Raw genomic sequence first — 11680 nt, 5'->3', positions numbered from 1 at the left:
GAACGTGTAGATGCCAAGTCATCGTGCAAGCTCTTAAAAGCGAACTCGGCCAAATGTGCTGTAGATGAATCGTTCCAACCCGAACACGCCCGCGTCATGGTTGGACAGAAGGACCTCGACCAGACCCGTGTCTACGCCGACCAGGAAGCTTGCGCTGATACCCGCGAAGCCGCCCGAATGTCCGATAGATTTTTCGCCCGCATGCTGAACGACCTCGAATCCGTATCCGTATCCCGCGCCATAGTGGTCCGTCCATAGCGTGTCACGCATGCTCCGACTAACGAGGGTATCGGCGAGAAGCGCGTCAGCAAAGCGGCGCAGGTCACGCACGGTGGAAAAGCCGCCGCCGGCCGGCCCACCTTTGGCAACGTGCTCGAAGATATTCTCGCGCCAGCGAACGAAGGGACGATCGCTTTGCATCGACGTTTCGATGATCTCCGGGATGTAGCCCATGGCGAGGTTGGGAACCGGTGCATCGATGTCAAAGCAATCCGTATGATTCATGCCACAAGGCGCGTAGATCGCATCGCGTACGTAGTCGTAGTAACTCACGCCCGTTACGCGTTCGACTATCACCCCAGCCAGGAGCATCCCGGTATTGCTGTACTCAAAGCGCTCTCCCGGTGTGAACGACGGGCGATCGTCCTTAATGAGTTGCTTGTAGTCCGCGATGTTCCGAAACCGCGCCCGCGACCCATTGGTGAATGTCTCGTTGAAAAAACTTCCGAGGCCCGAACTGTGCGACAGCAGATGATGAACCGTGATCTCTTTGGTGACCGATTCTGGGAGCCACGTTTCATCGATGTACCGGTCGATGGTGTCCATAAAACCGAGTCGCCCCTGCTCGACCAGTTGAGCAATGGCAATGGCAATGGCAGTGAACATCTTGTTTATCGAACCAAGATTGAACCTGGTATCCAGGTTGTTTGGCGTGTTGTGGCGCTTGTCGGCGTGACCACTCACATATTCGAAGAGAATGTCCGGCCCACGGGCTACCAGTACTGCTCCTGAAAACACATCGGCTTTCGTACCGCTTTCGCAAAGCCGCTGACCTTGTTCGACCGCGGCTTCCAGCGTGATCGGGTCGTCTTCCAACTCACCAGGAAGCAGATTCAATCCGATGATCTTGCCCCCGCCGTCCGGCTGGATCTGAATGTGTATCAAGTGTGGCAGGGAATAGACTGCGTCCTCGACCCTCACGACCCAAGGGGAGTCGGTCGTCGGACTCACGATTTCGCGCAAGGTGAGCCGTCCGGATAGGCGCGCGAAACCATGTAGCCACGCCACAGATTCATCGACAAGCGAGTCGTTTGAGGTTGGGAGATTGGTGTTATTAACTAAGAAATTCCGTATCGACTGACGGCTGAACGAGTTAATTGCATTCAGGAGCTCAGTTGCGAGCCCCTCGATATGAGCATTTTCGGTCTCGACGTGGTCATGTGCGTCCTTAGGCAACCGAGAAGTGTCTGGATTGGACATAGAGGCTCGTTCCTGCGTCGATGGGCTTGCCGCAATTTAGACCACTCTAGCGAACGTCGGCAAGTGACCGTCGACGTTGGCTCAACGCGGTTGTGTGGGCTCGCTCTTATTCATCCAGGCGCAGCATCATATGCTCTTCGTCATAAAACCGGTCTCCGACACGGATCGCACGCTGTTCGATGCCGTAAGGGATAAACCCAACCGATCGATACAACTGTTGCGCGCGCGGATTTTCCGTGTGCACGAAGAGCCGGATTTGCAGCACCTGAGTCTCGCGAGCATGGGCAACGGCCGCTTCGAGCAACCTGCGGGCGACGCCACTTCTACGCCACTCGGGTTCAACGAATACGCCCCACAAGGTGGCGTTATGAGTGATCTTCTCAAGCGATTCGCGCCGTAAGCCGGTGATACCGATCAGCGCGTTGCCGCTAAAAGCGCCGAACACAACCTGGTTTTCTGTCGGTCGAATCCGGTTGCGAACATCTTCCACAGCAAGCCGCGCTTCCTCTTCGTAAGTCGGCCAGAACGATGCGGGCGCATCCTGAATGGCGTGCAGACGGAGTGCCTTGAATGCATCGGCGTCATCTATCGTCAATGGTTTGATTACCACTTGATCGTTATTCACTTGCGGGTTCCTGTGTGAAGACCTGTTTGCACATGCTACTTCTGCGCTCAGGGTACTCGCCTACAGTGTGGCCTCCGGACCAGCAGCACGGACGTAGTAGATATCCCATTCTCCTTCATCCACTTTGACGAAACCATTTCGTTGATAGAAACGGTTCGAGTCACTGCCGCGCAAGGCGCCGACTTTGATTGGCATCGATTTCGAGTTCGCATCTGCCACAACGTCTCGCAGCACCGAAGCGCCGATGCCTTTACCCTGGTGCTCCGGAAGTACATAGAGATGATCGAGAAGAATGTGATCGGGCATTGGCCTGACTACGACGAAACCGACCGTTGTTCCGTCGGCAACGATGTAGCGGCATAGCGACGGATCGAAGGAAGCGAGAAACCGGTTGCGCGCACGCTGTGCGTCGAACCGGCCGATGCGCTCAAGGCTTTCTCTCATCGCGAGGATGCGGATTTCGACGAGTGCGTCGGCGTCGGCAGTTGTGGTTGCTTTGTAGGTTATGTTCATTCGGGTTTTCTAGCGTCAGGCTTGGAGATATTGCCGCGCAGAGCGAATAAATTCACGAATGTCCGCGTCCGAGTAGTCGAGGTCACCATGATTGGCCCATATCCAGCTCATGATTTCTGCACCGTTAAGCCCAGGAGTGACAGCCGCCGGGTGGCAATACCTTCGCGCAATTTCTGCGGTGCGTGGCACGACGTGGAAATGTATAGCTTGAGTCGTCTCACCGAACCGCGAGAAGTAGATGCGTTCGGGAAGCAGTAACGCGTTAAGAAGTCGCTCCGCGACACGAAAACATTTCGCCAGATCTGCATCGGCGGCAGGCGGAAGGTCGCCAAACTCAGTGAGCGGCAAGAGAGACTCTAGGATCAGATAGCCCGGCAAGCGGAAGCTGTACGCCTGGCTCAGTTTGTAGAAGTCCGATCGATATATTTCGAATTCGTCCATGTCGTCAATACGTCGCTGGTACACCCTGGATTGTCATCGATCGCGCGCCGCTTCAATCCCCCGAAGGATCAGATCGATCCCCGCGAGAAAATCAACCCTGTCGTCATGCGTGCGCAACTGCCCAGCTACGCTGCGGGTGAACGGGTACTCATCCGGATCGAGTTCGGACCACATGGTCGCCACCTCATCCAGAAAGTCGGACCTGTCGGTCTCCTGCTCCAGCGCGAGGTGCGTGTTCGCCGCGTTCTGCCCACCGACACCCAGGATGTAGCTCAACAACGCCGACACCGTTACCCACTGTTCTTCGTCCGGCACGCCAAGCGCGCGAAGCTGCTGACCTATGCGTTCGAGAATGCGCACCGCCGGCAACTTCCCCGGAGCTCGTGTTAGCGCCGAACCAACCCACGGATGCGCATCGATCGCATCGAACATACCCAGCGCGACTGCGCGAATGGTCGCCTCGGGCGTCGCGCTATCCACAGATGCGTCCATTGCGCCGGCGACGATAGCGTCGCTGGCAGCGATCAGTAGGTCGCTCTTGCTCGCGATGTGCCCATAAATCGCCCCCGGACCGGTGGCGAGTTGCTCGGACAACGCGCGGAACGTCAACCCGCTCTCTCCGCCGCTATCCAGAAGCGCAATCGCGGTCTCGATGATCTGATCCCGCGAGAGCGATTCTTCCCGTCGTTGCGTATTGCGTGCTTTTTTAACCATGTCTCGTCTTGACACGTATGGAATGTTGTTCCAACATTAGCATGGAATGTCGTTCCATAGGTGATCGGCAGCAAATCTCCTGGCAATCTGCACTCTCATGGAATCAGAATGAATACTTCAATTGCGATCGTTGGGGCGGGGCTCGGTGGGCTGATGCTCGCCCGCGTCCTCCACGTCCACGGCATTGCTGCGACGGTCTATGAAGCGGACGCGTCGGAGAACGCGCGAGCCCAGGGCGGTATGCTCGACATCCACGAAAACAACGGGCAGCCCGCGCTCAAGGCGGCGGGACTCTTCGATAAATTTCACGAAATCATTCACCCTGGCGGCGAGGCAACGCGCGTACTCGATAAGGACGGCAACGTCCTGTACGACGAGCCCGACGACGGCACAGGCGGTCGACCCGAGGTACCCCGAGGAGAACTCCGCCGGATTCTGCTTGAGTCACTTCCTGCCGGTACGGTCCGCTGGGGACACAAGGTCACAGCGGCAACTTCGCTCGGCGGTGGGCGACACATGTTGACGTTTGCAGACGGATCGACGGTGACGAGCGATCTTCTTGTCGGTGCCGATGGCGCCTGGTCGAAGGTTCGACCGCTTCTTTCCGAGGCTAAACCGGTCTATGCCGGCGTCTCGTTCATCGAGACATATCTGTTCGACAGCGACACGCATCACGCGGCAAGCGCGCAAGCGGTGGGTAGCGGCTCGCTGTTTGCGCTAGCGCCCGGAAAGGGTATTCAGGCACATCGCGAACCCAACGGCGTGCTGCACACCTACGTAGCGTTGAATAAGCCCGAAGACTGGATTGCCTGCCTGTTTTTCTCCGACTCCGCGACTGCCCTCGCCCTCGTCGCCGCGGAATTCGACGGCTGGGCACCGGCGCTGACAGCGCTCATCACCGATGGCGAAACTGCTCCTGTGCCTCGTCCGATTTTTGCGCTCCCGGTCGAGCACAAATGGGATCGTGTACCGGGGGTGACACTGCTTGGCGATGCAGCGCACCTGATGATCCCGTCTGGCGAAGGCGCCAACCTCGCCATGTATGACGGCGCTGAACTCGCCAGGGCCATTGCCGCCAACCCTCGCGATATTGAAGCCGCGCTTCTCGCGTATGAGAAGGACCTCTTTCCCCGCAGTGCTGCCGAGGCTGCGGAGGCTAGCCGGGTCATCAAGATGTGCTTCGGCGACAACGCGCCTCAGAGCCTGGTTGACTTCTTCACTCGGCAATAGCGCGTCGGATAACCGTGCTGCCGGAGAGCTTTCGTCAGCTAGTGTTTGTCGGGCCGGCCCCAACGATCAGGATGTCAGCCATCGATCAAACCTCGACGCGAGGGTTAGGCAGAACCTCGCCGATATCGATGCGATTCCCATCGGGATCGGCCAGCACGAAACACCGAAGCCCGAAATCGGCATCGCGCAACGACTTGATGATTCGAACGTTCTGCGCCGTGCAATACCTGTAAAGGGCGGCTGCGTCTTCGACCATAAGGTGCGCGACGTTATCGACGGATGCCTTATGGTTCTTGTTCAACGATAGATGCAGTTCAGCCTTGTCCTTCTTAAGAATGACGAAGCCGACAGGATTTCCGTTCTCGAATACCTTGTTGAACCCCAACACACCGCAGTAGAACTGGAGACTTCGGTTGAGGTCCTGAACCCCGAGACCCGGTGCGAGTCTTCCGAAACTGACGCCATGCGGCGCGGACAACGTGGTTTCCATATCGATGCTCCATCGAATGAGCCAGAGGCAGCTTGCAAGGCAGTGCTTACAGGGCTGCGTAGTCTCGTCAGGCGGAGCGGTGTCCGCACGGCAGGTGTTGCGCGACAGGATCTGCGGCGCGTTGAAAACGATATCAGAAAGTCAAAGCGTCCGAAAACCTCGAAGCGACACCCGCTCGCGATCATGAATTGCGGGTGGCGCAGGCCCGATTACTTCCTCGATGCCCCGCCAATATGCTCGGCAAAGAACGCATCCATCGCTTCATAGAACTCGAACCGATTCTCCTCGTTATGAAAACCGTGCCCTTCGTTTTCCTTGAGAATGTATTTCACGTCGACGCCACGTGCGCGCAAGGCAGCGACGATCTGATCGCTCTCGGCCTGTTTGACTCGCGGATCGTTGGCGCCTTGCGCGACGAGGAGCGGCGTCACGATCTTGTCCGCGAAGAATAGCGGCGACGCATTGTGCAATGCGCGCTTGCCCTCTTCAGTCCGCGGATCATCGATCATCTCGTACAGCATGGCGCGCATCGGCTCCCAATACGGTGGCACCGATTCGAGAAAACTGAAGAGGTTCGATACACCGACATAGCTAACGGCAGCCGCGTATCGATCCGGGGTAAAGGCGACGCCCGCAAGCGTTGCATAGCCACCATAACTTCCCCCGTAGATCCCGACCCGCGCCGGATCGACGATCCCTTGCGACACGAGCCAGTCAACACCGTCATCGATATCGTTCTGCATCGCGCGGCCCCATTGCCCGAAACTGGCCTCCCAGAACGCGCGCCCATATCCCGTCGAACCGCGGAAGTTGACCTGAAGCACCGCATAGCCACGATTCGCAAGCAACTGCGCTTCGGCATTGAAACCCCACATGTCTCTCGCCCAGGGGCCACCATGCGGATTGACGATCAGCGGCAACGGCTCGGCGAATGTCTGCCCAAGTTCGAACCCTGCCGGTAACGTCAGATAGCCGTTGATCTGCAGGCCATCGCGTGCTGTGAAATGAATCGGCAGCATTGGCACCATATCGTTAGCGTCGAGCCATGGCGCCATGTCAGCCAGCCTCGCGAGGCGCCGTCGCTCGATGTCGTAGATCCAGACCGAACCGGGCGATCGATTGCTAGTGGCATGCACGATTGCGCGCGATTCGTCGCGCGTGTTGCTTACGACGGCGACTTCCTGATCCGGTAACTGACGTTCGAGATCTGCTCTGATGTCCCGAGTTTTGCTGTCGAAGAAATGACGATGAATCCGATCGTCGATATAAAACGCAGCTGTCAGCACGCGTCGATGTTCCGAATACCTGAGCCCACCCACATCGACATGCGCGGCCTCGAACAGCAATGTGCCTTCCTTAGCTGTTTGCGGATCGAACTCGAAAATGGCGGTTTTGTCGCGCCCCCGGTTCGACATAACGTAGATCTGCTTGTTGTCGAACGTGAAGAACAACGGCGCGACGGTCTCGCGGAAGCCGGTTGTCAGAATGGCGCGAAAAGGCTCTGTTTCGAGGTCGCGATAGAGCAATGTGTTGTTCACGCCGTCAGTAGCGATCGCGACGCGCAACCGTCCATCGTGATCCGTCATCCAGCCCGTGACATTGCCCGGGTTCTCCGCGATCTGCGTTAGCTCACCCGTCAAAACGTCGACACGGAAAACGTCGAAGACCTGCGGATCGCGACGATTCATCTCGATCAGGATGTGGCGGTCGTCGTCCCGGAGTTCATCGACAATGCTGGCCCTGACTCCATCGAATGGCGTCAGATCGCGCGGTTCGCCGCCGTCGATCGGAACCGAAAGTACGTGGAAGTTCTCGTCGCCGCCAAAGTCTTTGACGAACAGAATCTGACCGTTGCCCTTCCATGCATGATCCGGCACGTCGCGTTCCGTCTCGCTGGTCAAGGGCCTTGGTTCGCCTACGGGAGAGCCTTCGGCATCGATCCCTTGCACAAATATGTTCTGGCGGCCCACGTGTAGCGCGAGAAAGGCGAGGTGCCGCCCATCGGGCGCGATGGTGAACGCATGCTTGTCTGGTCTGCGGAAGAAGTCGCGTACCGGGTACTGCTTGACTGCGCCGCCGTTACTCTTAGCGTTTTGACGATCTTCAGAAACCATACGTACCTCCACGAAAACTGTGTTTGAACCTGTCGATGGCCACGTGCGCGCCTACCGCTGCATCTCCGCCCGAAGCTCCCGCACCCCACGCCCAAGCCTTCGACGCAGCAAAGTCCGCAATGTCGCCGAGTCGGCATAGCCCACCTCGCTTGCAATCTTCTCGATATCGTAGCCAATCGAAACGAGGTTCTGCGCCCGTTCGATACGCAGGTCCTGGAAGAACGCCAGCGGTGACTTGCCAAGCACGGCCTCGGTACGACGCTGCAACGTGCGCGGCCCAACGGACAACGCACTCGCCGCTGCCTGCAGCGAAAAACCCACCGAAAGATTATCGCGCGCCCATCGCTCGAATCGCTCGACCAGTGGATCGGCATGCGCGAGATGATCGGGGATGATGTATTCGGCCTGCGACGAACGCTTGTCGATCAGCATGAGACGCGCAACGAGCGTCGCAAGTTCAGGACTCGTTTGGCGCAGCAGCCATAGCGCAAGATCGAGATGCCCCATCGCGGAACCCGCGGTGACCACGCTTTGCGAAGCGACGACCATGCGCGAATCATCCAGTTTGACGGCCGGATAGCGTTGCCGGAAAAAAGGCGCCAGCGACCACGTCGTCGTCGCCTCGCGATTGTCCAGAAGCCCGGCCTCGGCTAGCAGAAAAGTCCCGATGCAGGCCGCCGCGACGCTGACGCCGTCAGCGTGCCACGCACGAAGGGCCGCCATCGCATCGAGCGTATCGCGACGCGCCAGCGCCTCGATCAGGCGATCGGGCTGCCGGACACTCGGCGCAGGCACCACGACCCAATCCGGACGACCGATGGTGCTGGCCAGTTCGACCGCTGTCGACAGCCCGTGCGCGGTGCGAATGCGTCTGCGCACCCCTACCACGCGTACGTCGAAGGGCGGTGCAGGGAACCCCTGGGCTGCGGCCTGTTCGTTGGCCATTGCGAAGGTATCGAGAAACACCGTGAGCCCGGTATCGAACAGTCCGTCCAGCGCGAGGATGGCCACTCTCATGTCGCAAATACCTCTATTAATGTCATTTACGACTATAGCCCCGCTCCAGGTAGAAGTCTAGACTGCGTAGCAATGCCGCCAGGTCGATGCCCGGGTCGGACATTCGATCAATCCGTTGGAACACAGCTGCGCCTGCGCGCGGAGATAGCATGAATCATTCGATACAGGCTGAACTCGACCGTCCGATCTGGGCGGCACTCACGACGAACCAGGCGCACCTCGGGTATGGCGACGCGCTTGCCCGTCGATACCACCCCGATGTCGCGCCGTTTGCTGCGCCGGCATCCGAAACACCCGACGCATACGAGGCACTGCGCCAGCTACTACTGCCTCAGGAACAGGCTGCGCTCCTGCATTCCGCGGAACCGATCGATGCAATCGACGGGCTACAGATAACGCCCGTGGGCGTCATCCATCAGATGATCGCGTCGCACGGTGAAGCAACACATGCAGACAACGGGGATGTTATCCGGCTGGGTAACGCGGATGCGAAAGACATGCTCGATCTGACGCAGAAGACCAAGCCCGGACCTTTTGGCAAGCGAACGCACGAGATGGGCAATTACATCGGCATCCGCGACCACGGGCGTCTCATTGCGATGGCCGGCGAACGGATGCATATCGCCGGATACGTCGAGATCAGCGCCGTGTGCGTAGACGACGACTACCGCGGACGCGGCCTTGCGGGTCGACTCATGAATGTCTTGCGCAGTGAGATCGAGCAACGCGGAGAAACACCGTTTCTGCATGTCTTCAGCCACAACGCGTCAGCAATTGGGCTGTATGAGCGTCTTGGCTTCAGCTTGCGTCGTACGTTCCACCTTACTCGCGTCGGACATGCCGGTCCGCGTTAAGCCGCCGTTCTATAAAACCAGCAAGTAGAAGGAAGTCGTCATGTCTAAAAACATTCTTATTACCGGGGCTAGCAGCGGCTTTGGCCGCGATACGGCGGAAACACTCGCCGGTGCCGGACACCAGGTATTCGCATCCATGCGCGATATCGGCGGGCGTAACCGGCCCCATGCCGATGCCTTGCAAACCAGAGGTATTCATGTCGTCGAACTGGACGTGACAGACGAAGCTTCCGTCGAGCATGGCGTGGCTTCCGTGTTCGCAAAGGCTGGACATCTCGATGTCCTCGTCAACAATGCAGGCATCGGCTCAGCGGGTATCTCCGAAGCGTTCACGACCGAGCAGGTACGCGCACTCTTCGATGTCAACGTATTCGGCGTCCAACGGATGCTAAGAGCCGTGTTGCCAGCTTTCAGGCAACACGGGCGCGGCCTGGTGATCAATGTCGGCTCGATTCTTGGCCGCGTAACGTTTCCTTTTTTCGGTCTCTATGGCGCGTCGAAGTTTGCGATCGAAGCACTGACCGACAGCTATCGCTATGAGTTATCGAAGTTGGGCATCGACGTAGTGCTCATCCAGCCGAGCAACTATCCGACGAACATTTTTGCGAGCGCCCAGTCGCCCAGCGACACCGCACGCAGTCTCGGGTACGGTGAAATCGGTGCGATTCCAGGCAAGATGGTGGAAACCTTGATGGAGCTGTTCAAAAGCGACAACGCGCCGAACCCGCATGACGTAGCCGAAGCGATTGCACAGGTCGTCGAGCAACCAGACGGCAAACGTCCTGCACGTCTGGTAGTGGGACAGTCATTCGGCACGGACGTCATCAATGCTCAAGCTGCGTCGGTCCAGGCGCAGTTGCTGGAAGGCCTCGGTCTCGGACAACTCGCCGAAGCTTGAACCTTGAGCGAGATCGGCGCTTTCGCACCTCACGGACAGGATGCCATTACAATCGGACACTTCGATCCGACAACCGTGATTTGCGCCATGAGATTTCTACTTGCATCGACACTCGCAGCGATTCTCGCAGCCACCAGTGTGGCCGCGAACGCCCAGGCATCCGGAAGCAGCGATACGTCCCAACGACAATGCGCTATTGGCTATGTCACTGGCGTGGGTGGATCGGTACAAAGCGTGCGCGAATACCTGGCGACGCGCAGCAGAGACCAGATTCGCTACATCACGGAAAATCCGATTCAATGCAAGATTTCCGACGAGGGTCGCGCGACCGACTGTACCGGCATCACCAGCCTTCGCAATGAGAAGGTCAGCGTGTACGACGACAGCGACAGCACGACGACGTCCGTAGTCGCGCGCGTCGAACTCGAGCGCGGAACGTACCCGATCATTATTGCCGTGCCCAAGCAGGATGTGCGATGTGATGAGTGACAGTCGTCACTCTTAGCGCTAGTTACACTGAGCTACTTGTCGCACGTCCGCCAACCTGAACCGCCCCATCCAGATACCGGGCAGCGAGCGTGCAAGGCTGACCAAGCGCATCGCCTTGTAGCAGCGTAATGCTTCGCTTCAGCAATACCGCGAGTGCCCCCACCGCCACACCTGTCGCCGCGTCTTCGAGACACGGCTCGAGATGATTGAAGTTGCGGCCCGCATAGACATCGTCGGCAAGACCGCAATAGGCATAGAGGCCCGACACGCCGTGTGCGCGGCTCCACGCGGCAATGGCAGCGAGATCGGGGCGCAACGCCTGCAACGCCGATTGATTCGCCACTTCCACCAGCAGCTTTGCGCTGCCCACCGACGCAAGCCTCGGCATACCCATCAGTTCGATCGGTTTCGCACGAAGTAGCTGTGCTGTTTCCGCGAGATCGACGTTCAGCTCCGGACAGCGCTGCGGCTTCAAGCCGATCAAGATGTTGTCGTCGGTACGTTCGACTTCGAGAACCTGTCGATGCATGCTCGTGACGAACTGAATCCGTGCGCTGTCCGGGTTCCGCTCAAACAACACGGCGCTCGCCGCAAGCGTTGCATGCAGGCAAAGCGGGCTACGGGTATGCGGATAGTAGTAATCGAGCACGATGTCGCCGGCAGCATCGGTTGTTACGAACACCGTCGCAGCGGCGTCTTGTCGACGGGCAAACTCCAGCCGTTCTGATTCACTCAAAGCGAAATCCTCGACGACGATCGCAGCGTTGCCGCTCGCATCGGTACGGCCAAAGCAAAGCATGCGGTGAGTATTCATCG

13 protein-coding genes are annotated in these 11680 nt (G+C 58.5%); 4 read left to right on the top strand and 9 right to left on the bottom strand.

Annotated features, from left to right (window positions below; all coding sequences use genetic code 11):
• Window positions 1-33: 33 nt before the first annotated feature.
• The 5 genes from M0D65_RS18635 to M0D65_RS18615 form a co-directional block, all read right to left on the bottom strand.
• Window positions 34-1479: a serine hydrolase gene (locus M0D65_RS18635; protein ID WP_266253994.1), complete on the bottom strand. Its 1446-nt coding sequence runs from the start codon at window positions 1477-1479 to the stop codon at window positions 34-36.
• 106 nt (window positions 1480-1585) lie between these two features.
• Window positions 1586-2104: a GNAT family N-acetyltransferase gene (locus M0D65_RS18630; RefSeq protein WP_266253993.1), complete on the bottom strand. Its 519-nt coding sequence runs from the start codon at window positions 2102-2104 to the stop codon at window positions 1586-1588.
• A 60-nt stretch (window positions 2105-2164) separates the two neighbouring features.
• The gene (locus M0D65_RS18625; RefSeq protein WP_266253992.1) at window positions 2165-2617 is read right to left on the bottom strand and encodes a GNAT family N-acetyltransferase; all 453 of its coding nucleotides are present in this window, start codon (window positions 2615-2617) and stop codon (window positions 2165-2167) included.
• 15 nt (window positions 2618-2632) lie between these two features.
• Window positions 2633-3058, bottom strand: a complete 426-nt coding sequence (locus M0D65_RS18620; RefSeq protein WP_266253991.1) for a hypothetical protein — start codon at window positions 3056-3058, stop codon at window positions 2633-2635.
• 33 nt (window positions 3059-3091) lie between these two features.
• Entirely contained in the window at window positions 3092-3772 is a 681-nt protein-coding gene (locus tag M0D65_RS18615; protein WP_266253990.1) for a TetR/AcrR family transcriptional regulator, read from the bottom strand.
• 108 nt (window positions 3773-3880) lie between these two features.
• Here M0D65_RS18615 and M0D65_RS18610 point away from each other — a divergent pair, with 108 nt between their 5' ends.
• Window positions 3881-5002, top strand: a complete 1122-nt coding sequence (locus M0D65_RS18610; RefSeq protein ID WP_266253989.1) for an NAD(P)/FAD-dependent oxidoreductase — start codon at window positions 3881-3883, stop codon at window positions 5000-5002.
• Between the two features lie 85 nt (window positions 5003-5087).
• On the opposite strand, the gene M0D65_RS18605 is transcribed toward M0D65_RS18610, so the two are convergent.
• The 3 genes from M0D65_RS18605 to M0D65_RS18595 form a co-directional block, all read right to left on the bottom strand.
• On the bottom strand, window positions 5088-5492 hold the full coding sequence (locus tag M0D65_RS18605; RefSeq protein WP_266253988.1) for a glyoxalase superfamily protein: 405 nt from the start codon (window positions 5490-5492) through the stop codon (window positions 5088-5090).
• A gap of 209 nt (window positions 5493-5701) precedes the next feature.
• On the bottom strand, window positions 5702-7606 hold the full coding sequence (locus M0D65_RS18600) for a S9 family peptidase (protein ID WP_266253987.1): 1905 nt from the start codon (window positions 7604-7606) through the stop codon (window positions 5702-5704).
• A gap of 51 nt (window positions 7607-7657) precedes the next feature.
• Window positions 7658-8623 carry a GlxA family transcriptional regulator gene (locus M0D65_RS18595; protein ID WP_266253986.1) on the bottom strand — a complete coding sequence of 322 codons (966 nt, stop codon included), beginning with the start codon at window positions 8621-8623 and terminating at the stop codon, window positions 7658-7660.
• Between the two features lie 149 nt (window positions 8624-8772).
• Between M0D65_RS18595 and M0D65_RS18590 the strand changes: the two genes are divergently transcribed.
• The 3 genes from M0D65_RS18590 to M0D65_RS18580 all read left to right on the top strand — a co-directional run bounded on the left by M0D65_RS18590 (window position 8773) and on the right by M0D65_RS18580 (window position 10864).
• A complete protein-coding gene (locus M0D65_RS18590; RefSeq protein WP_266253985.1) occupies window positions 8773-9477 on the top strand; it encodes a GNAT family N-acetyltransferase in 705 nt (234 codons plus the stop codon).
• Between the two features lie 40 nt (window positions 9478-9517).
• The gene (locus M0D65_RS18585) at window positions 9518-10375 is read left to right on the top strand and encodes an SDR family oxidoreductase (RefSeq protein WP_266253984.1); all 858 of its coding nucleotides are present in this window, start codon (window positions 9518-9520) and stop codon (window positions 10373-10375) included.
• Between the two features lie 87 nt (window positions 10376-10462).
• Complete coding sequence (locus M0D65_RS18580; RefSeq protein ID WP_266254167.1) at window positions 10463-10864, top strand: hypothetical protein; 402 nt, start codon at window positions 10463-10465, stop codon at window positions 10862-10864.
• 22 nt (window positions 10865-10886) lie between these two features.
• Here the strand turns inward: M0D65_RS18580 and M0D65_RS18575 are convergent, their stop codons facing one another.
• Window positions 10887-11678, bottom strand: coding sequence for a PhzF family phenazine biosynthesis protein (locus M0D65_RS18575; RefSeq protein WP_266253983.1), 792 nt, complete (start codon window positions 11676-11678; stop codon window positions 10887-10889).
• Window positions 11679-11680 lie beyond the last annotated feature (2 nt).

The sequence above is a fragment of the Paraburkholderia sp. CHISQ3 genome (assembly GCF_030464945.1).
Lineage (GTDB): Bacteria > Pseudomonadota > Gammaproteobacteria > Burkholderiales > Burkholderiaceae > Paraburkholderia > Paraburkholderia megapolitana.
Note: the sequence above shows the minus strand (reverse complement) of the source record. Positions and strands in the feature narration are given on the sequence as shown.

Excerpts from the sequence above, each read along its gene's own strand:
- M0D65_RS18625 (WP_266253992.1), bottom strand. The coding sequence starts at position 2,617 with ATGAACATAACCTACAAAGCAACCACAACTGCCGACGCCGACGCACTC.
- M0D65_RS18585 (WP_266253984.1), top strand. The coding sequence starts at position 9,518 with ATGTCTAAAAACATTCTTATTACCGGGGCTAGCAGCGGCTTTGGCCGC.
- M0D65_RS18620 (WP_266253991.1), bottom strand. The coding sequence starts at position 3,058 with ATGGACGAATTCGAAATATATCGATCGGACTTCTACAAACTGAGCCAG.
- M0D65_RS18595 (WP_266253986.1), bottom strand. The coding sequence starts at position 8,623 with ATGAGAGTGGCCATCCTCGCGCTGGACGGACTGTTCGATACCGGGCTC.
- M0D65_RS18580 (WP_266254167.1), top strand. The coding sequence starts at position 10,463 with ATGAGATTTCTACTTGCATCGACACTCGCAGCGATTCTCGCAGCCACC.
- M0D65_RS18590 (WP_266253985.1), top strand. The coding sequence starts at position 8,773 with ATGAATCATTCGATACAGGCTGAACTCGACCGTCCGATCTGGGCGGCA.
- M0D65_RS18575 (WP_266253983.1), bottom strand. The coding sequence starts at position 11,678 with ATGAATACTCACCGCATGCTTTGCTTTGGCCGTACCGATGCGAGCGGC.
- M0D65_RS18605 (WP_266253988.1), bottom strand. The coding sequence starts at position 5,492 with ATGGAAACCACGTTGTCCGCGCCGCATGGCGTCAGTTTCGGAAGACTC.
- M0D65_RS18615 (WP_266253990.1), bottom strand. The coding sequence starts at position 3,772 with ATGGTTAAAAAAGCACGCAATACGCAACGACGGGAAGAATCGCTCTCG.
- M0D65_RS18610 (WP_266253989.1), top strand. The coding sequence starts at position 3,881 with ATGAATACTTCAATTGCGATCGTTGGGGCGGGGCTCGGTGGGCTGATG.
- M0D65_RS18600 (WP_266253987.1), bottom strand. The coding sequence starts at position 7,606 with ATGGTTTCTGAAGATCGTCAAAACGCTAAGAGTAACGGCGGCGCAGTC.
- M0D65_RS18635 (WP_266253994.1), bottom strand. The coding sequence starts at position 1,479 with ATGTCCAATCCAGACACTTCTCGGTTGCCTAAGGACGCACATGACCAC.